16 protein-coding genes and 1 pseudogene are annotated in these 18603 nt (G+C 78.3%); 12 read left to right on the top strand and 5 right to left on the bottom strand.

Annotation, left to right across the window (positions count from 1 at the left end; genetic code table 11):
* A pseudogene (locus ACI8AR_RS19855) lies at positions 1 to 729 on the top strand (hypothetical protein); the annotation flags it as partial.
* Between the two features lie 7 nt (positions 730 to 736).
* Here ACI8AR_RS19855 and ACI8AR_RS19850 read toward each other — a convergent pair.
* Both ACI8AR_RS19850 and ACI8AR_RS19845 read right to left on the bottom strand, forming a co-directional pair.
* The gene (locus tag ACI8AR_RS19850) at positions 737 to 2035 is read right to left on the bottom strand and encodes a phosphoribosyltransferase family protein (RefSeq protein ID WP_457052530.1); all 1299 of its coding nucleotides are present in this window, start codon (positions 2033 to 2035) and stop codon (positions 737 to 739) included.
* 12 nt (positions 2036 to 2047) lie between these two features.
* Entirely contained in the window at positions 2048 to 3088 is a 1041-nt protein-coding gene (locus ACI8AR_RS19845) for a class I fructose-bisphosphate aldolase (RefSeq protein ID WP_457052529.1), read from the bottom strand.
* Positions 3089 to 3355: 267 nt separating this feature from the next.
* Between ACI8AR_RS19845 and ACI8AR_RS19840 the strand changes: the two genes are divergently transcribed.
* Both ACI8AR_RS19840 and ACI8AR_RS19835 read left to right on the top strand, forming a co-directional pair.
* Positions 3356 to 4120 carry an SDR family NAD(P)-dependent oxidoreductase gene (locus tag ACI8AR_RS19840; RefSeq protein ID WP_457052528.1) on the top strand — a complete coding sequence of 255 codons (765 nt, stop codon included), beginning with the start codon at positions 3356 to 3358 and terminating at the stop codon, positions 4118 to 4120.
* A 655-nt stretch (positions 4121 to 4775) separates the two neighbouring features.
* Positions 4776 to 4931, top strand: a complete 156-nt coding sequence (locus ACI8AR_RS19835; RefSeq protein WP_457052527.1) for a hypothetical protein — start codon at positions 4776 to 4778, stop codon at positions 4929 to 4931.
* A 136-nt stretch (positions 4932 to 5067) separates the two neighbouring features.
* On the opposite strand, the gene ACI8AR_RS19830 is transcribed toward ACI8AR_RS19835, so the two are convergent.
* Positions 5068 to 5778 (bottom strand): AMIN-like domain-containing (lipo)protein, encoded by a 711-nt coding sequence (locus ACI8AR_RS19830; RefSeq protein ID WP_457052526.1) that lies wholly within the window; start codon positions 5776 to 5778, stop codon positions 5068 to 5070.
* A gap of 238 nt (positions 5779 to 6016) precedes the next feature.
* Between ACI8AR_RS19830 and ACI8AR_RS19825 the strand changes: the two genes are divergently transcribed.
* Complete coding sequence (locus tag ACI8AR_RS19825) at positions 6017 to 6460, top strand: DUF4383 domain-containing protein (RefSeq protein WP_457052525.1); 444 nt, start codon at positions 6017 to 6019, stop codon at positions 6458 to 6460.
* Between the two features lie 56 nt (positions 6461 to 6516).
* Here the strand turns inward: ACI8AR_RS19825 and ACI8AR_RS19820 are convergent, their stop codons facing one another.
* The gene (locus tag ACI8AR_RS19820; RefSeq protein WP_457052524.1) at positions 6517 to 8901 is read right to left on the bottom strand and encodes a phosphatase PAP2 family protein; all 2385 of its coding nucleotides are present in this window, start codon (positions 8899 to 8901) and stop codon (positions 6517 to 6519) included.
* Between the two features lie 148 nt (positions 8902 to 9049).
* Between ACI8AR_RS19820 and ACI8AR_RS19815 the strand changes: the two genes are divergently transcribed.
* Both ACI8AR_RS19815 and ACI8AR_RS19810 read left to right on the top strand, forming a co-directional pair.
* Positions 9050 to 11383: a heavy metal translocating P-type ATPase gene (locus tag ACI8AR_RS19815; RefSeq protein ID WP_457052523.1), complete on the top strand. Its 2334-nt coding sequence runs from the start codon at positions 9050 to 9052 to the stop codon at positions 11381 to 11383.
* Positions 11384 to 11431: 48 nt separating this feature from the next.
* Positions 11432 to 12355 carry an alpha/beta fold hydrolase gene (locus tag ACI8AR_RS19810; protein WP_457052522.1) on the top strand — a complete coding sequence of 308 codons (924 nt, stop codon included), beginning with the start codon at positions 11432 to 11434 and terminating at the stop codon, positions 12353 to 12355.
* A gap of 18 nt (positions 12356 to 12373) precedes the next feature.
* Here ACI8AR_RS19810 and ACI8AR_RS19805 read toward each other — a convergent pair whose 3' ends face one another.
* Positions 12374 to 13150, bottom strand: a complete 777-nt coding sequence (locus ACI8AR_RS19805; RefSeq protein ID WP_457052521.1) for a hypothetical protein — start codon at positions 13148 to 13150, stop codon at positions 12374 to 12376.
* 327 nt (positions 13151 to 13477) lie between these two features.
* On the opposite strand from ACI8AR_RS19805, the gene ACI8AR_RS19800 reads away from it, so the two are divergent.
* From ACI8AR_RS19800 to ACI8AR_RS19775, 6 genes are read left to right on the top strand one after another with little or no spacing between them, the layout of a single operon-like run.
* The gene (locus tag ACI8AR_RS19800) at positions 13478 to 14122 is read left to right on the top strand and encodes a winged helix-turn-helix domain-containing protein (RefSeq protein WP_457052520.1); all 645 of its coding nucleotides are present in this window, start codon (positions 13478 to 13480) and stop codon (positions 14120 to 14122) included.
* Positions 14119 to 15549, top strand: a complete 1431-nt coding sequence (locus ACI8AR_RS19795; RefSeq protein ID WP_457052519.1) for an ATP-binding protein — start codon at positions 14119 to 14121, stop codon at positions 15547 to 15549. The genes ACI8AR_RS19800 and ACI8AR_RS19795 overlap by 4 nt, the downstream gene beginning before the upstream one ends.
* A gap of 56 nt (positions 15550 to 15605) precedes the next feature.
* Complete coding sequence (locus ACI8AR_RS19790) at positions 15606 to 15917, top strand: hypothetical protein (protein ID WP_457052518.1); 312 nt, start codon at positions 15606 to 15608, stop codon at positions 15915 to 15917.
* Positions 15910 to 16134: a hypothetical protein gene (locus ACI8AR_RS19785; protein ID WP_457052517.1), complete on the top strand. Its 225-nt coding sequence runs from the start codon at positions 15910 to 15912 to the stop codon at positions 16132 to 16134. Before ACI8AR_RS19790 ends, ACI8AR_RS19785 begins: the two co-directional genes overlap by 8 nt.
* Entirely contained in the window at positions 16124 to 17029 is a 906-nt protein-coding gene (locus ACI8AR_RS19780; RefSeq protein WP_457052516.1) for an FAD:protein FMN transferase, read from the top strand. Before ACI8AR_RS19785 ends, ACI8AR_RS19780 begins: the two co-directional genes overlap by 11 nt.
* Entirely contained in the window at positions 17026 to 18597 is a 1572-nt protein-coding gene (locus ACI8AR_RS19775) for an FAD-binding oxidoreductase (protein ID WP_457052515.1), read from the top strand. The genes ACI8AR_RS19780 and ACI8AR_RS19775 overlap by 4 nt, the downstream gene beginning before the upstream one ends.
* Positions 18598 to 18603 lie beyond the last annotated feature (6 nt).

Genomic DNA, 18603 nt, shown 5'->3' with positions numbered 1-18603 from the left:
GCTCGCGCCCGGGGGCGCGAGCAGCGGAGGCGGCTGCGGGACCTGGCCGCCACGGTGGCCGCCACCGAGGACAGCCTCGCCGCCACCCTCCACCGCATGGCCGAGCAGGCGCTCGACGACGGGCGCCTGCAGGACGCCCACCGCCTGGAGCGGGAGGCCATGGCGGCACTCGAGGCCGCCGCGCACGAGCGCGGCGCCGTCTGGCCGGAGGACGCCGCGGACACGTCTCCCCGAGCCCGGGACGAGGCGGCCCGACGGCGGGACGCGGCAGCCGACGACCGGGACGAGGTCGCCCGGTCGCGGGAGGAGGCGGCTCGCCTGCGCGACGAGGCGGCCGCCACGCGCGACCGGCAGGCCGCCTCCCGCGACGTGGTCGCGCAGTGGCGGGACGCGGCAGCCGAGCAGCGCCGCGCCGGCGAGGAGGGATGGGCGCACCGGCTCGCCGCCCGGGCCGGTGAGGGACCCGGTGAGGGACCCGACGAGGCCCGCCGCGAGCAGAGCGCCGTCGACGAGGAGGTCGGGGCGAGCTACCGGCGCCTCACCGAGTCCGACCGCGTCCAGGCCTCGACCGACCGGACCACCGCCGCGAGCGACCGCACCGGGGCGTGGCGGGACCGCGTCGCCTCGGCCGAGGACCGCGACGCCGCCCGCACCGACCGGGAGGAGTCCGCCCGCGACCGGGCCGCCGCGCGGGAGGACCGGCAGCACCCGGACCGGCCCGGCGGCTGAGCCCGCCTCACCCGCTGGGCTGCGCGGCACGGGCGAGGTGTGCGACGAACCACTCGCGCGCCAGGTGCGCCGCGGCCTCGAGCGTGCCCGGCTCCTCGAACAGGTGGGTCGCGCCGGGCACGACGGCGAGGTGGTGCTCGCAGCGCAGCCGGCGCGCCGCCCGCGCGTTCAGCTCGAGCACGACGGTGTCCCGGCTCCCGACGACGAGCAGCGTGGGGGCCCGGACCTCGCCCAGCCGCGGGCCGGCCAGGTCGGGCCGCCCGCCGCGCGACACCACCGCGGCGACGTCGACGTGGGGGTCCGCGGCCGCCCACAGCGCCGCCGCGGCGCCGGTGCTGGCGCCGAACAGGCCCACCGGCAGCGACCGGGACCCCGGCCGCTCGCGCAGCCAGGCGAGGACCTGCGCCAGCCGCCCGGCGAGCAGGCCGACGTCGAAGACGTTCGCCCGGTGCGCCTCCTCGGCGGGGGTGAGCAGGTCGAACAGCAGGGTCGCCAGGCCGGCCTCCTGCAACACCCCGGCGACGTACCGGTTCCGGGGACTGTGCCGGCTGCTGCCGCTGCCGTGCACGAACACGACCAGGCCGAGCGGGTGCTCGGGGACGGAGAGCCGCCCGGCCAGCCGGACGGTCCCCGCGGCCACCTCGACCTCCTCGTCCCGCAGGGCGATCCGGCGCAGCAGGGCCACGACCTCGTCGTCGGGAACGGCCCGGAAGTCGTCGTAGACCTGCCCGACGGCGACGAAGTCCGCCGGGGTCGTCAGGACCACCAGCTCGTCCACCTCCCGGCGCAGCCGCTCGGCGGTGGACGGGGAGCACGCCGGTACCGCGAGCACCACCCGCGCCGCGCCGTGCGCTCGGGCGATCCGGCAGGCGGCCCGCGCGGTGGCACCGGTGGCGATGCCGTCGTCCACCACGACCGCGGTCCGGCCGGTGAGCGGCACCGGCGACCGGTCCCCGCGGAACCGCACCGCGCGCTGCCCGACCTCCGCGCGCTCCCGCCGCTCGACCGCCGCCAGCTCCGCCGGGCCCACCCCGGCGCGGGCGAGGACGTCGTCGTTGAGCACCTCCACGCCGCCCTCCCCCACGGCGCCCATCGCCAGCTCGGGCCGGGCGGGCACGCCGAGCTTGCGGACGACGAGCACGTCGAGCGGCGCGTGCAGGTGCCGGGCCACCTCGGCGGCGACCGGCACCCCGCCCCGGGGCAGGCCCAGCACCACGACGTCCCGGCCGCGCAGGTGCTCCAGCCGCGGTGCGAGCCGCCGGCCGGCGTCGGTCCGGTCGGCGAAGGGAGCGCGCTGCCACCGCATGGCCGGGAGGGGTCAGGCGCCCGCGGGCACGGGCTGTTCGAGCTCGGGGCGGTAGCCGCCGCGGCGGGCGGCGCCGTTCATCGCCGCGCGGTGCCGGAGGGCGGCCTGGGCGGCGTCGCGGTGGGCGTCGTCGCCGGCCCAGGCGCGCAGCACCGGGGCCTGCAGCGCCCGGCCGAAGGAGAAGCTCAGCTCCCACGGCTGCGGCGCGCGCCGGTTGATCGCGTCCAGGTGGAGCGTGGCCTGCTGGTCGGACTGGCCGCCGGAGAGGAAGACGATCCCGGGCACCGCCGCGGGCACGGCCTGCCGCAGCGCGCCGATCGTGGCGTCGGCGACCTCCTCCGGGCCGGCCCGGTACGGGCAGTCCTCCCCCGGCAGCACCATGTTCGGCTTGAGCAGGCTCGCCTCCAGGACCACGCGGTGGCGGGCCAGCTGGTCGTACACCGCCCGCAGGGCGGCGACCGTGACCTCCGCGCAGCACTCGAGGTCGTGCCCGCCGTCCATGAGCACCTCGGGCTCGACGATCGGCACCAGGCCGGCCTCCTGGGCCAGCGCCGCGTACCGGGCCAGGGCGGCGGCGTTCGCCTCCAGGCAGGTCGCCGTCGGCCGGCCCTCCCCGATCCGGACCACCGCCCGCCACTTGGCGAACCGCGCGCCGAGCTCGGCGTACTCGTCCAGCCGGACCCGCAGCCCGTCCAGCCCCTCGGTGACCACCTCGCCGGGGAAGCCGGCCAGCGGCACCGTCCCGCGGTCGACCTTGATGCCGGGGACCACGCCGGCCCGGCGCAGGACCTCGACCAGCGGGGTGCCGTCGTCGGCGCGCTGGCGGATCGTCTCGTCGAACAGGATCACCCCGCTGATCGCCTCGGCGATCCCCTCGGTCGTGAACAGCAGCTGCCGGTACGCCCGGCGCCGCTCCTCGGTGGACGCGACGCCGACCGCGGCCAGGCGCCGCGCCATCGTGGGCGTGCTCTCGTCCGCGGCGAGGATGCCCCTGCCGGGGGCCACCAGCGTCCGCGCCGTCCGGGCCATCGTCTCCAGGTCCACCGTCGGCACCGCCCCTCGTCGGCCGTCCTCCGTCGAGGGTGGGTGCGCCGGGGAGGCGGCGCCCACGGGCCTTCGTCCCGCCCGGCGGCCGCGAACGACCTCCCGTGTCCACCGTCGGGGTGACCGGTGGCGGAGGACCGAGGTCACCGGCGGCGGGGCCCGAGGTCGGTGGTCCCGCGGCTCGCGGCCGGTCACCCTGGCCGCGCGGGCATCCGGCGGGCCGAGCGCCGCCGGATGCCCTGCACGGCCGAGGGACGGCCCGGACCGGGAGGCGTCATGGGGAGGCTCGACGACAGGACGGTCCTGGTCAGCGGCGGCGCGCGGGGCATCGGCGCGGCCGTCGCCCGGGCGGTCGTGGCCGAGGGCGGCCGTGTGGTCGTCGGGGACGTCCTCGACGACGACGCGGCCAAGGTCGTCACCGAGCTGGGCGAGGACCGGGCGCGCGCGGTGCACCTGGACGTGACCGACGCCGGCCAGTGGCGGGCGGCGGTCGCCGCGGCGGAGTCCGCCTTCGGGCCGGTGGGGGTGCTGGTCAACAACGCCGGCATCGTGCGCTGGGGCGCGATCGCCGACCTCGACCCGGCGGTCTGGCAGACCGTGCTGGACGTGAACCTGACCGGCGTCTTCCTCGGCACGCAGGCGGCGATCCCGTCCCTGCGGCGGGCCGGCGGCGGCTCGATCGTCAACATCTCCTCCACGGCCGGGCTGGAGGCCTACGCCGCGCTGTCCGCCTACGTGGCCAGCAAGTGGGGCGTGCGCGGCCTGACCAAGGCCGCGGCGCTGGAGCTGGCCCGGGACGGCATCCGGGTCAACTCGGTGCACCCCGGTCCCATCCGCACGCCGATGACCGAGTCGCACGACCCGGTGCAGGAGGCCATGCGCGACCGGATGCTCGCCGTCATGCCGATCCCGCGCATGGGTGAGCCCGCGGAGGTCGCCGCGCTCGTGGTCTTCCTCGCCTGCGACGACAGCAGCTTCTCCACCGGGTCGGAGTTCGTCGTGGACGGGGGCACGGTCACCGGGCAGGTGCCGCCCGGCTGACGCCGGCCGGCCCCGCCGGACGGGGACCTGCGCCTCTCGTCGTGGGTCCCCGGGGTCCGTGGACCGGCCGGGTGGACCCGACGCCGTGGACGGCGCCGCTCGGTGGGGACCCGCTCCCCTGGCTGCTCGCCTCGGACGACCCCGCCGCCCGCTGGCACGTGCTCACCGCCGTGCTCGGCCGCCCGCCGGAGGACCCGCACGTGCGGGCGGCGCACGACGCGTCCCTGGCCGACCCGGCGACGCGGGAGCTGCTGGACCGGCTGCCCGACCGGGAGGCCGGCGAGTCGTTCTCCGGTCACGACAGCCCCCGGTTCGCCCCCGACTGGCTGCTGCCGCTCGCCGAGCGGGGCGTGGGCGCCCGCGACGACCCGCGGGTGGAGCACCTGCTCGACCGGGTGCTCCCACCAGGAGCCCAGCGGCCGCTTCCCGTCGTACACCGCCCTCCGGCGCGGCGACCCGCCCGTCTGGGGGACGCTGCTGTGCGACAGCCACGCCGTCACCGCGGTGCTCGTCCGCTTCGGGCGGGGGGACGACGAGCGGGTCCGCCGGGCGCTGGACCGGATGGGCCGGGACCTCGCCGACACGCCGCAGGGCCGGGCACGGCCGCCGGTTCACGACCGGTAGCTGGCCTCCGACCCGGTACAGCGCGCTCACCGTGCTCGACGCCCTCGCCGGCTACCTGGCCCTGCGGCGCGGCGTGCCGGCCGGCGACCCGGACCGCCGGGCGCTCGCGGAGCTGCTGGCCTGCCCGGTCGCCTCCGCCGTCGGTGACCACGGCCGGGTCACCCCCGGTCGGTCCGCCGCGGGCTGACGTCCCTGTCGGCCGGGCAGAAGAGGCAGCCGTCGGCGTTCGCGACCGCCCGCGTGCCCGGGGTCCTCACCGCCTACGACGGGCTGGCCGGCGACGCCGCCGCCGTCGACGTCACCGCCCTGACCGCGCCCGGCGGTCAGGGCGCATCGGCGACCTCGAGGACGACCCGCGCCGGGTCCTCGAGCAGGTAGACGCGGAACGGCGCCTCCGACTCCGTGCCCACCAGGGCCGCCGTGACGCCCTCGAAGGTCCCGTCGAAGTACACCTCCGTGACGACCTCGGTGTCCCGGGCGGCGAGGCGCCGCGGTCCCGCGTACTCGTCGACCCCGGTGTCGGGCGGGTACCCGACCCCGGTCACCGCGACCTGGAGCGTGGCGTCCCCTGCCAGGTCGACGGGCTCGCCACTGCCCTGCCGGGCCGGGTCGTCGGTGTAGCGCACGTCCCACCCGGGCGTCCCGGTGCCGCCGAACTCGAACACGACCCGGTCGAAGCCGTCGTGGCGGCCGATGCGGATCGCGGTGACGTTGCCGGAGGCGTCGGACGACGCCTCCTCGGTGTCCGGTGCGGTGTCCGCGGGGAACGGCGGCTGCGGCGCCCCGTCGTCCTGCTCGCCGTCGGCACCGTCCGGCGAGGGCGAGAGGGAGGGCGACGGCGAGGGCGACGACGAGGGCGAGGGCGAGGGCGAGGGCGAGGGCGGCGACGCCGTCGCGGTGGCGCCGCCGTCGGACCCGGTGCCGTCCCCGCCACCCCCGCCGCAGCCGGCGAGCAGTCCCCCGAGGAGCACCAGGGCGGCCAGGGTCCGGGGGCCCCGTGCGGACGCCGTCCTCCCGGGCTCGGTGCGGTGCATGGTCGGCTCCTCTCGCCGGGTCCCGCTGCCGACGGTGGCGGACCGGAACACGCCCGTCCACCGCCGGACGGCACCGGGGACGCGGGCCGTCCGGCACCTCCGTCGGACGGCGGGGACCTCCGGCACCACCGTCCGCCGACCCAGGTCCCGCCCCTCGGTGACCTGCTGCTCTGGCGCACTCCCGCGCACGGCGGCGCACTGGGGCCCTCACCGCGGACGTTCCCCGAGGAGGCACCCCATGTCCGCACGAGACCGCACCGTCGGCACCCCCGGGACCTGGACGTGGCCGCAGGTCACCGCCCTGGTCGTCGGTGCCGTCTACACGGTCGCCGGCGTCGCCGGCTACTTCGTCACCGGCTTCGACGACTTCGCCGCCCACACCGGCGACGAGCTGCTCGGCTTCGAGGTCAACCCCCTGCACAACCTGGTCCACCTGGCCATCGGCGTCGCCGGACTCGCCCTGGCCCGCTCCCTCGCCCTCGCGCGCACCTACGGCTGGCTGCTCGCCGTCGGCTACGGCGCCGCCTTCGTGTACGGGCTGTTCGCCGTCGGCGAGACGTGGGACTTCCTGGCGATCAACGCGGCGGACAACTGGCTGCACGCGATCAGCGCCGCGATCGGCCTGGCCATCGCCCTCGGCCCGGTGCAGGCCACCGTCGGCCGCCGGACGACGCGGGTCTGAGGCACCCCCGCCCGGGGCCGGCTCCGGCCCCGGGCGCGAGCCGCGGGACCGCGCGATCACAGGAACAGCCGCTGCTCGAAGCGCGCGGCGGCGAACGACCCGGTCAGCGCCGGGACCCAGCAGGTCAGCAGGCGGAAGAACAGGACGCCCGCACAGGCCTGGGCGAGCCGCTCGCCGGACGCGGTGAGCGCCAGGACCAGGGAGACCTCGGCGATGCCGGGAGCGCCGAGCCACGGCAGCACGGCCCAGCCGAGGCGGAGCGCCGCGTACACGGCCGCGGTCACCAGGATCGGCACGTGCCCGCCGACGCCGTGCAGCGCGGCGACGAGGGCGGCGGTCTCGAGCGCGACCGCCGCGGCGGACCAGCCGACGACCGTCGCCGCTCGCGCGGCGCCCGGCCGCAGGTCCGGGGACTGCTCCGTCCCGACGGGCAGCGCGCCGGGATGCCGGGCGAGCGCCTGACCGGCCCAGGTCGCCAGGCAGGCCGCCGCGCCGACGACGAGCAGCGGGAGCCACGAGGGGGGCGTCCGCCAGCTCGTGAGGCGCCCGTCGGCGAACGCCGCGGCGACCGCCGCGGTCGCCACGACCGCCGCGCCGAGCACGGCGCCGGCCCGGACGGGGTCGGGCGCCCGGGCGGCGGTCCCGGGCGGGATGCCGGCCCGCTCCAGGTACCGGCCGGCGACGACCCGGGCTCCGGCACGGCCGTGGACCAACGCCGCCCCGTCGGTGACCAGCGCGGCGACGTAGCTGCGGCCGACGGCCAGCCGGCGGTCGACCGCGGCCCGGGCCGCGGCCGCCGCCGCCGCGCGGGCGGCGACGGCGAGCGCGAGCGCACCGCCGAGCCAGCGCCAGCCCTGGAGCTCCACCTCGGCGAGCACCCCGGTGACCCCGGCGACCCACTCCAGCCCGACGAAGACGGTGGCGGTGCCGGCGGCGACGAGCGCCCACGCCAGGGGGCCCGCGGGTGGCAGGCGGGGGCGGTCGGGGTCGGGCAGGCCCAGCCGGGAGTGGGCCACGCGGCGCAGCTGCGGGAGGCGGGCCGGGTCGGCGCGCAGTCCGGCACGGGTGGCCGCGGAGAGGGCGAGGGGCTCCAGGCCGGGGAGTGCGGCCGCGACGACGCCGGGCCCGAGCGTCCCGATCGCGGTGTCCACGACCGTGCCGGGGTCCACGCGCAGAGCCAGGGAGGCCATCAGCTCGGCGACGTCCCGGCCGAGGGTCTCGTCGTCGGCGCCGGTGACGGCGTTGCCGAAGTCCACGACCCACACCTCGCCGGAGGCGGCGACGAGCACGCTGGAGGCCACGAGGTCGCGGTGCGCGAGGCGCGCCGCGTGGAGCAGGGCGACCTGGGCCCACACGCGCTCCAGCAGCCCGGCGGTGACCTCCAAGGGCGGGAGGCCCTCCAGGGGGCGGGCGTCGACCCGGTCCTGCACGACGAGGGCCCAGCCGCCGGTGCCGCGGGCCAGCACCATGCCGGGGACCCGGACCCCCCGTTCGCGGGCGCTCATCATGGCGACGCCCTCGTCGGCCGCCTGCTGCGCCAGCGGGGCGAGGGCATCGGCGTCCCGGACGTCCCCGACCACGAGCAGCCGGGCCGCCCGGTACAGCCAGTCGCGGTCGAGGGGGTCGGGGTCGAGCACCTTGACGAACAGCGGGCGGTCCCCGGGGCCGGTGGCGGTGAAGGGGTGCGAGCTCCGGGCCGCCACCTCCGCGGGCCGCAGGTCGCGCACCGGCAGGCCGAACCGGTCGAGGAGCCGGGCCACCCGGGCGGTCCCGGGCCGCCGCCGGGGCACGCCGAAGGCGTAGTGCACCAGCGAGCCGGTGACCCATCCCACGAGCAGGCCGCCGACGACGTCGAGCGGCAGGTGCGCCCCGACGTAGAGGCGGGCCAGCGCGACCGCCAGCGCCAGCGCCCAGGCGGCCCGCCGCCACCGCCGGGACAGGTACGGCGCCACGGCGGTGGCGAGGGCCGCGGCGACCGCCGAGTGCCCCGAGACGAACCCGTGGCCGCCGAGCGCGCCGCCGTGCAGGACCTCGCCCACCGCCAGACCCCCGGGCCGCTCCCGGCCGACGACGTCCTTGAGCAGGGTCGCGGCCTGCCCGGCGAGGACGGCGGACACCAGCAGGTCCCGGGCCATCCGGACCTGCCGCAGCAGGGCCGCGACGGCGGCCGTCACCACCGCCGCCAGCCCGTTGCCGAGCTGCATCACCACCCACACCGGCCCGTGCACCAGCGCGGGCAGGTCGTTGACCAGCCGGAAGACGTCGGCCTCGTAGACGCTCAGCTCGCCCCGGCGGGCGACCAGGACGGTGAGCCCCAGCAGCGCGAGCCCCAGCCCGACGCGCAGCAGGTCCCCCGGGTGCCGGTAGACGGGCGCCCGGCCGGCCGTCCGGGGCAGCCGGAGACCCCGGACGCCCGCTCCTGCCGTGGCACCGGTCGTCATCCGAGCAGTGCACCGGTCCCCGGTCGTCGTCAGGGAGAGCCGTTGGGCCCTCCCGGTCCGGGTCCCGCGCCGATGGTCCCCGCCACCCGGGACGGCGAGTGTCGGTGCCGGCCGGGCCCCGCCGGCCGCCACCGGGAGGGAGACGCGCGTGTCCGTCGTCGAGGTCCCGTCCCGCCGTTCCCCCCGCCCCGGGCGGCTGTCGCGGCTGCGGCGGTGGCTGGAGCCGGCGCTGCTGGTGGTGACGCTGGGGTTGCTCGCGGCGGGCGGCCTGGGCTGGGCGGTCGGCGCCGAGGGGTGGGACGACGCGCTGTGGGCCGCTGCCACGCTGGTCGCGCTGGTCCCGGCGGCCGGGTGGATGGTGGCCGCGCTGCTGCGGCGGACCCTCGGGGTGGACCTGATCGCCCTGCTCGCGCTCCTCGGCACCCTGGTCGTGGGCGAGTACCTGGCCGGCGCGCTCATCGCGGTGATGCTCGCGACCGGGCGGGCGCTGGACGCCGCCGCGCAGCGGCGGGCGACCCGGGACCTGCGGGCGCTGCTGGAGCGGGCGCCGCGGACGGCGCGCCGCCGGGTCGGCGACGTCGTCACGGAGGTCCCCGTCGACGAGGTCGGGGTCGGGGACCTCGTGGTGGTCGGCCCCGGCGAGGTGGTCCCGGTCGACGGGCTGGTGGAGGGCGGCCCGGCGGTGCTGGACGAGTCGGCGCTGACCGGAGAGCCCGAGCTGGTCGAACGGGCCGTCGGGGACACCGTGCGCAGCGGCACGCTCGACGCCGGCGGCGCCTTCGAGGTGCGCTGCACGGTGCCGGCGGCACAGAGCACCTACGCCGGCATCGTCGCGCTGGTCCAGCAGGCCGGTGCCGGGAACGCCCCGGTCGTCCGGCTGGCCGACCGGTTCGCCGCCTGGTTCCTGCCGCTCTCGCTCGCCGTCGCCGGACTGGCCTGGCTGGTGAGCGCGTCGATCGAGCGCGCCGTCGCGGTGCTCGTGGTCGCCACGCCCTGCCCGCTGCTGCTGGCGGCACCGGTCGCCATCGTCTCCGGCCTGTCGCGGACCTCCCGCCTCGGCGTCGTGGTCCGCAGCGGCGGCGCGCTGGAGAACCTGGGGCTGGCCGGGACGATGCTGCTGGACAAGACCGGCACGCTGACCGCCGGCCGCCCGGCGGTGACCAAGGTGCTGACCGCGCCGGGCTGGCCGGCCCCGGAGGTGCTGCGGTTGGCCGCCTCGGCCGACCAGCTCTCTCCGCACGTCCTCGCCGAGGCCGTGGTGGCCGAGGCCCGGGCGCGCGGCCTGGCGCCGGCCCTGCCCCGGGACGTGCACGAGGAGCCCGGCCGCGGTGTCGTCGCCACCGTCGAGGGCCGCCGTGTGCGGGTCGGCAAGCGGGAGGCCGAGCCGGACGCCCCCTGGGGTCGCACGGCGGTCGCCCGCGCCGGGCTCGACAACTGCGCGCTGGTCTGGGTGGAGGTCGACGGCGCACCGGCCGGGGCGCTCCTGCTCAAGGACCCGTTGCGGGCCGACGCCGCGCTGACCCTGCAGCGGCTGCGCTCCGCCGGGATCGGCCGGCTCGTGCTGCTGACCGGCGACCGTCCCGAGCCGGCCCGGGAGGTCGGCACCGTGCTCGGACTCGACGAGGTGCGTGCCCAGCAGACGCCGGCGAGCAAGGTCGCCGCGGTCCGCGCCGAGCAGGAGCGGGCCGTGACCGTGATGGTCGGCGACGGGCTCAACGACGCCCCCGCGCTCGCGGCGGCGACCGTGGGGATCGCCATGGGCGCCCGCGGGGCGACCGCCTCGTCCGAGGCCGCCGACGTGGTGCTCACCACCGACCGGCTCGACCGGGTCGCCGACGCCATGGAGATCGCCCGCCGCGCCCGCCGGATCGCCGTGCAGAGCGCGGTCGCCGGGATGGGCCTGTCCCTGGCGGCCATGGCGTTCGCCGCCGTCGGGCTGCTCCCGCCCACGTTCGGGGCGCTGCTGCAGGAGGCCATCGACGTCGCGGTCATCCTCAACGCGCTGCGCGCCCTCCGCGGCGGGCGGGACCGCGGCCGGGCCGTGCGGCCGGGCACCCGGGCCCTGGTGCGCCGCTTCGCCGGCGAGCACGACGAGGTCCGGGAGGTCCTGCCGCTGCTGCGGTCCGCCGCCGACGCCCTCGCGGACGGGCCGTCCCCGGACGCCGTCGGGGCGCTGCACCGGGCCCGCAGCGCGCTCGTCGACCGGGTCCTGCCCCACGAGCACGCCGAGCAGACCCAGCTCGTCCCGGAGCTGGCCGCGGTCCGGGGGGCCGGCGAGGCGGTGGCCTCCATGGAGCGGTCGCACGCCGAGATCGGCCGCCTGACCGACCGGCTGCAGGCCCACCTCCGTGCGCTGGAGGAGGGCGGCGGGATGGACGCCGCACGCCGGGGCGACCTCCTCGCCACCCTGTCGGCGCTGCACACCCTGCTGCAGCTCCACCTCGCCGAGGAGGAGACCTGGTTCGCCGTCGCCACAGGATGACCCGGGCGGCCACCGGCACGGCCGCAGCAGCCCCGAGAGGACCCGCCGATGCGCACGGCCACCCGGCGCCGGCTCAACGCCGTCCAGCGGCCCGACGCCTACCGGGAGGTCCTCCTCCGGTCGGCGGAGGCACCGATGGTGCTGTCGGTGTGGAACGGGCGACCCGACCGGCGGGCCGTCGTCTTCCTGCCCGGCACCGTGACCCACCCGCTGTTCTACGAGGAGTTCCTCGACGCGCTCGACCGCGCCGGCATCGCCGCGGTCGGCGTCCACTCCCAGGGCCACGGCAAGAGCCCCCGGGTGCGCCGGCCCCTCGTGTTCCCCACCCTGGTGACCAACGCCCGCGACGCGGTGGCCCGGACCCGCGCCGCCTTCCCCGGCAGGCCGGTCGCGGTGGTCGGCTCCAGCCAGGGCGGCGTCGTGGCGATGGCGCTGGCCGCCGCCGGCGAACGGCTCGATGCGGTGTTCGCCCACAACGTGCTGGCCCCGTCGTTGCCGTCGACGGTCGGGATCACCCGGTTCCCCGCGTGGCTGGCACGGGTGTACCCGGCGGTGGTCGCGGCGGTCCGGAGCGGTGGCCGGCTGCTGCCGCGGGTGCCCGTCCCGTTCGACGCCTACCTCGACATGGCCCGCGTGACACGCGACCCGGCGAACGCCGACCACCTCCACACCGACCCGCTGGGCCTGCGCGCCCATCCGCTGCGGTTCCTGGCCGGCCCGGTCGCCGCGGACCTGTCCGGCCTGGGCGACGGGAGCGTCCGCTGCCCGGTCACCGTCGTCGCCGGTCGCGACGACCCGCTGTTCCCGCTGTCCTACACCCGGCTGGTCTACGACCGGATCGTCGCGCCGCACAGGGAGCTGCTCGTCGTCGACTCCGAGGTGCACCTGCTGTTCACCGAGGACCTCGACGCCGTCCTGCCACCGCTGCTCGACCGGCTGGCACGCCTCCCCTCGGCGGCTCTGCCGCGCTGACCGACGGTCCGTGTCCCGTCACCCGGGCCCGGACGCGCCGCCGGACCACCCGTCCCGTGGCGCGTCGTCGTCGGGCACCTGCGCTGCCGGAGCGGCACCGGCGTCCATCGCCCGCGCCACCTCCGCCACCCGGTGCCGGAAGACGCGCCAGCGACGCTCGTTGTCGTGCACCAGCCGGGAGGACTCACAGCACAGGTCGGCCGCCCGGGAGACCACCTCGGCCACCGAGTGCACCCGGCGGGGGGTGACCCGGGCGCCGGCCAGGTCGGCGCGCAGCGCGCCGGGGGTGAGGTCGAGACGCTCCAGCATGTCCGCCGCACGCGCCAGCATCTGCCCGAGCAGCGACTGCACGTGCGCCGCGAGCCAGTCGTTGCTGATGATCCGGTGCCGCTCGCCCAGCACGTCGGCCAGCCCGTCCACGTCCAGCACCGCCGCCGCCCCCTGCCAGGCGGCCTCCATCGCGGTGGCCAGCCAGCGCCCGCCGGCGACGAAGCCCTCGGCGTCGGCGCGGAGCTCGGCGATCATCGCGGTGATCTCCGCCGGCCGCCCCTCCCCCTCGAGGAACAGCGCCCCGTCCAGCGCGATCGCCGCCTCGCTGTTGAGGTCGTCGGCGCCCATGTAGGGGCTGACCACCTCCCGTCGCGGCGCGGGCACGACGGTGGCCCACCGGTCGCCCAGCGCCTGCAGCGTGCGGGCGTGCCGCTGCAGCCGCAACGCCGTCTCCAGCGGGGAGGACGAGTAGAACCGCTCGTGCTCCCGGTGGACCCGCGACTGGTTCAGGATCGCCTCCAGCACCGGCGACAGGGCAGCTGCACCGGCTCCTCCCGCCGTCCCTCTCGACGCCATGCAGCCACCCTGGTCCACGCCGCCGCGCGCGGGTCAGTGCCGTTCGTCCTGCGGCGCCCGGGCCTTCGCGGCCTGGCGGGGAGCCCGGCACGGCGGGCCGCCGAGGGACCCGGGACCGGGCGACCTTCGGCCCTGCACGCCCGGTGACGCCGGTGGGCACCGTGGTGTCCCGGTGACCGCAGGGAGGTCGGTGTGCGCACATCGGTCGGCGCGGACCCCGGTGCGGCGCCCCGGGCCGGCTCCCTCCCGAGGCCGCGAGGTCCCCGGCTCCTCCTGGTGGAGGACGACCCGACGATCGCCGAGCCGCTCATTGAGGGCCTGGAGTACGAGGGCTTCGGGGTGCGCTGGGTCCGGACCGGGCAGGCGGTCCTCGCCGACCCCGACGCCGACCTGGTGCTGCTCGACCTCGGCCTGCCCGACGTCGACGGGCGCGAGGTCTGCCGGACGCTGACCGCCCGGTCCGCCACGCCGGTCGTCGTGGTCACCGCGCGCGGCGACGAGTTCGACCGCGTCCTCCTGCTCGAGCTCGGCGCGGACGACTACGTGGTCAAGCCGTTCGGCTTCCGCGAGCTGGTGGCCCGGATCCGCGCGGTGCTCCGGCGCGGCGCCCGGACCGCGGCGGCCGGCGGCCGGCAGGAGCTCGGGGCGCTGACCGTCGACCGGCGCGGCCGGCAGGTCCTGCTGTCCGGCCGTCCTCTGGAGCTCACCGGCAAGGAGTTCGACCTGCTCGCCCTGCTGGCCGAGGAACCCGGGACGGTGCGCCGCCGGGAGGAGATCATCGCCCGGGTCTGGGACGAGAACTGGTGGGGATCGACCAAGACCCTCGACGTGCACGTCGCGTCCCTGCGCAGGAAGCTCGGCGACCCCCGCTGGATCGCCACCCTCCGCGGCGTGGGGTACCGCCTCGACGTCCCGCCATGACCCGCCGCCTGCTGGCCTCCTACCTGACGATCACCGCGCTGGTGCTGGCGGTCCTGGTGGTGCCGCTCGGCCTGGTCTTCGCCGACCACGAGAGCGACGCGCTGTACGCCGCCCTGGAGCGCGACGCCACCTCGGTCGCAGCGGTCGTGGAGGACGACCTCGAGGCCGGCACCTCGCCGCGGATCGACACCCTGCTGGCCGGGTACGCCGCCGGCGGCGGGCGGATCGTCGTCGTCGACCGCGCCGGGATCGCCCGGGCCGACTCCGCGGACCCCGGTACGGGCGGCGAGGGCTTCACCAACCGGCCGGAGATCGCCGCCGCGCTGTCCGGGGAGCGGGCCACCGGCACCCGCGGCTCGCAGACCCTCGGCGGCGACCTGGTCTACGTGGCCGTCCCGGTCACCTCCGGCGGGCAGGTCCACGGCGCGGTCCGGGTCAGCTACCCGATCGCCGAGCTCGACGAGCGGATCCGGGAGAACTGGCTGCGCCTGGGCCTGCTGTCCCTGGTGGTGCTGCTGGTCGTGGCCGTCGTCGGGGCGGTGCTGGCCCGGCAGGTCACCCGCCCGGTCCGCCTGCTGGAGGACGCCGCCCGGGACCTGGCCGACGGCCGGCTCGGCACCCGGGTCCCGGCGACCGCCGGCCCGCCGGAGCTGCGGTCCCTGGCCGGGACCTTCAACCGCACGGCCGACCAGCTGGAGCGGCTGCTGGACTCCCAGCGGCAGTTCGTCGCCGACGCCGCCCACCAGCTCCGCACCCCGCTGACGGCGCTGCGGCTGCGGCTGGAGAACCTCGAGCGGCACCTGCCCCCGGACCAGGAACCGAAGCTGCAGGCCGCGGTCGCCGAGACCGACCGGCTGGCGCGGCTGGTGGAGTCCCTCCTCGTCCTGGCCCGGGCCGACGCCGGCGCGGTCGTCCCCGTCCCCGTCGACGTCGCCGACGTCGTCGCCGGCCGGCTGGAGGCGTGGCGGTCCGTGGCCGAGCGGCGCGGCGTCCGGCTGACCGCCGGGCGCGGTGCGGAGGCCACGGGAACGGCCGTGCCCGGCGCGCTCGAGCAGGTCCTGGACAACCTGATCTCCAACGCCGTCACCGCCTCCCCGCCGGCCGGGACGGTGCGGGTCGCCGTCGCCGCACGGCCGCCGAGCCGCGTCGAGGTGACCGTCACCGACGAGGGACCCGGCCTGGGCCCGGCGCAGCGGGAGCGGGCCTTCGACCGCTTCTGGCGGGCGCCGGACGCACCGCGCGCGGGCTCCGGACTCGGGCTGTCGATCGCCCGCCGGCTGGCCGAGGCCGGCGGCGGGACCGTCGAGCTGCGACCGGGGCCGGCCGGCCGGGGCCTGCAGGCCGTGGTCGGCCTCCCGACGGCACCGGCGGGTCCTTTACCTGCGGCTCACCTCCGCCCCGCCTCCTCCTTCCCCGGCCGTTCCTAGCGTGGCTGGCGTGCCGGTCCACCGGGTCCGGCAACAGCTCCCGCGAGGAGGCTCCGGTGTACCGACGGACCACGATCGCGGCGGTCGCGACCGCCCTGACCCTGCTGGGCGGCGGCTCCGCGCTGGCCGCCAACGCCGGCCTGTTCGACGGGGACCGGCCCGACGGGGCCGGCACCCTGCCGGCCGTCACCACCCCCGACGACGGCACGCCCTCCGGGCCGGCGACGGACGTCGCCCCGCCGCCGGCCGACGACGGCGACGCGTACGAGGACGGGTCCCCCGAGGACGACGACCGGGACGAGGACGGGGACGAGGGCGAGGACGGGGACGAGGGCTCCGAGGACGGGGAGGGCGAGCGCGATGATTGACCGCGCCCGGACCGCCGTCGGCGCGCGCGTGCTGGCCCTCGGCGCCAGCGTCGGCGTGACCCTCGCCCTGATGGGTGGCATGGCCGTGGCAGCCGACGACGCCGGCACCGCGACGACCGCGCCGGGGACGTCGACCACCGTGGACCCGCAGCAGCCGGCCGCGCCCCGGCCGGCCCCGACGACCGCTCCGCCGACCACCAGCAGCCATGCCAGCTGAGGCGGTCTTCCCCGTCATGGGCTCCACCGCTCACGTGGTCGTCGTCGCCGACGACCCGGCGCCGCTGCTGGTCCACGCCGGGCGGAGGCTGGACGAGCTGGAGGCCCGCTGGAGCCGGTTCCGTCCGGACAGCGAGGTCAGCGCGCTGAACGCCGCGGGCGGCCGGCCGGTCCCCGTCTCGGCGGACACCGTCGTGCTGGTGGGCCGCTCGCTCGACGGGTGGCGCCGGACCGGCGGACTGTTCGACCCGACCGTGCACGCCGCGCTGCTCGGGCTCGGCTACGACCGCGACCTGGCCCTGGTGCGGGCGGTGCCCGCCGCGACGATCGCCTCCCCCGGCCCGGCACCGGGCTGCGCGGGCATCGAGGTCGACCCGGTCGCCTCCGTCGTGCGGCTGCCGCCCGGGGTCGCCGTCGACCCCGGGGGCCTCGGCAAGGGCCTGGCGGCCGACCTCGTCGCCGCCGAGCTCCGCGACGCCGGCGCCGCCGGCTGCCTGGTCAACGTCGGCGGTGACCTCCGTGCCGCCGGCGAGGCCCCGACACCGGCCGGCTGGGTCGTGACCGTGCCCGACCCGCTCCGCCGGGGTGGGGAGCTGCTGCGGGCGGCCCTGCCCGAGGGCGCGGTGGCCACCAGCAGCCGGCTGGAACGCCGGTGGCGCGCCGGCGGCACCGAGGTGCACCACCTCGTCGACCCGTCCACCGGCGCGCCGGCCGACGGCGGGGTCGTCGCCGCGACCGTCGTCGCGGAGCAGGGGTGGGAGGCCGAGGTGCTGGCCACGGCCGTCGCCGTCGGCGGCCCGGCCGGCTTCGGCCTGCTCGACGGCGCCGCGGCGGTCGCCGTGACCGCGTCAGGTGCCCGGCTCACCGCCGGCGTGCCCGCGGGGGTGCTGCGGTGAGCGACCCGCAGTTCTGGTGGTGGCTCGCCCGGTCCAGCGGCCTGGTCGCCTGGGCCCTGCTGTCCGCCACGGTCGTGTGGGGGCTGCTGCTGCACGGCGGCCTGCTGGGACGCCGGGTGCCGGGGGCGTGGACGGCCGCGGTCCACCGGTTCCTCGGCGTGCTCGCGGTGCTCTTCACCGGCCTGCACCTCACCGGGCTGGTGCTCGACGGCTACGTGCAGATGGGCCTCCCGGACCTGCTCGTGCCCCTGGCCAGCGACTGGCGGCCGGTGCCGGTGGCCCTCGGCGTGGTCGCCGGCTACCTGCTGCTGGCCGTCCTGGGCACCTCGCTGCTCGCGTCCCGGCTGCCGCGGCGCTGGTGGAAGCGCGTCCACCTGACCAGCTACCTGCTGTTCTGGTCGGCCACCGTGCACCTGGTCACCGCCGGCACCGACGCCGGGACCGGCGTCGCGCGCGCCGTCGTGGCGGGCACGGTGACGGTGGTGCTGCTGCTGACCCTCGTCCGCATCGCCCGCCCCGCGGGAGCGACGGCGCGGCCGGAGGCGCCGGCCTTCCACCGCCTGCGGGTGGCGGAGGTGCGCCGGGAGACCCCGGACGCCGTCTCCGTGCGCTTCGCCCTCCCCGCGGACCTCGCGCCGGTGTTCCGCTTCCGGCCCGGTCAGCACGTGCTGCTGCGGGCACGGGTCGGCGGTGCCGTCGTGACCCGGCCGTACTCCGTCTGCAGCGGCGTCACCGACGGCGAGCTGCGCATCGCCGTGCGCCGGCTGCCGGGCGGCCGCACGTCCACCTGGGTGACCACCGCCCTGCGCCCCGGGGACGTCGTCGACGTCGCCCCGCCTGCCGGGACCTTCGGCACCGACGTCTCCCGCCTCGCCGCCCGCCACGTCCTCGGCGTGGCCGCCGGCAGCGGCATCACGCCGGTGGTCTCCGTCCTCGCCAGCGTGCTCGCCGTCGAACCGGGCAGCCGCTGCACGCTGGTCTACGGCAACCGCACCGCGGCGGACACCCTGTTCGCCGGGCGCCTGGCCCTGCTGCAGGAGCGGTACCCGGACCGGCTGCGCGTCGTGCACCTGCGCAGCCGCGAGCCGGTCCGTCCCCCGGTGCTGCCCGGGCGCATCGACCGGGAGGTGCTGCGCCTGCTCGCCGACCGCGGCGACCTGGCCGGCGTCGAGGAGGCGTTCGTCTGCGGACCGGGCGCCATGACGGCCGAGGTCCGGCGGGCGCTGGTCGACGGCCTGGGCCTGCCGCCCGGGCGGGTGCACACCGAGACCTTCGCCGCCGCGCCACCGGCGACCGCGGACGCCGGAGGGGGCACCGTCCGCGTCCGGCACCGCGGCGCCGAGCACGCGGTGCCCGTCGCCGCCGGGGAGTCGGTCCTCGACGCGGGGCTGCGCGCGGGCCTCGACCTCCCGTACGGCTGCCGGGCCGGTGCGTGCGGGACCTGCCGCGCCCGAACGGGCCCGGGCGCCGGGGTCGTCCTCGCGTGCCGGACGGCCCCGGCCGACGGCGCGGTCGTCGACTTCGACGCCGTGGCGGACGCGGACCCGGCGACGACCGGTCGCCGGTGACACAGC

The organism is Geodermatophilus sp. SYSU D01036, assembly GCF_054050435.1.
This window is presented reverse-complemented; position numbering and strand designations above follow the sequence as displayed.

Coding starts and splice junctions, on each gene's coding strand:
- ACI8AR_RS19785 (WP_457052517.1), top strand. CDS start 15,910: ATGATTGACCGCGCCCGGACCGCCGTCGGCGCGCGCGTGCTGGCCCTC.
- ACI8AR_RS19830 (WP_457052526.1), bottom strand. CDS start 5,778: ATGCACCGCACCGAGCCCGGGAGGACGGCGTCCGCACGGGGCCCCCGG.
- ACI8AR_RS19840 (WP_457052528.1), top strand. CDS start 3,356: ATGGGGAGGCTCGACGACAGGACGGTCCTGGTCAGCGGCGGCGCGCGG.
- ACI8AR_RS19810 (WP_457052522.1), top strand. CDS start 11,432: ATGCGCACGGCCACCCGGCGCCGGCTCAACGCCGTCCAGCGGCCCGAC.
- ACI8AR_RS19850 (WP_457052530.1), bottom strand. CDS start 2,035: ATGCGGTGGCAGCGCGCTCCCTTCGCCGACCGGACCGACGCCGGCCGG.
- ACI8AR_RS19795 (WP_457052519.1), top strand. CDS start 14,119: ATGACCCGCCGCCTGCTGGCCTCCTACCTGACGATCACCGCGCTGGTG.
- ACI8AR_RS19825 (WP_457052525.1), top strand. CDS start 6,017: ATGTCCGCACGAGACCGCACCGTCGGCACCCCCGGGACCTGGACGTGG.
- ACI8AR_RS19820 (WP_457052524.1), bottom strand. CDS start 8,901: ATGACGACCGGTGCCACGGCAGGAGCGGGCGTCCGGGGTCTCCGGCTG.
- ACI8AR_RS19780 (WP_457052516.1), top strand. CDS start 16,124: ATGCCAGCTGAGGCGGTCTTCCCCGTCATGGGCTCCACCGCTCACGTG.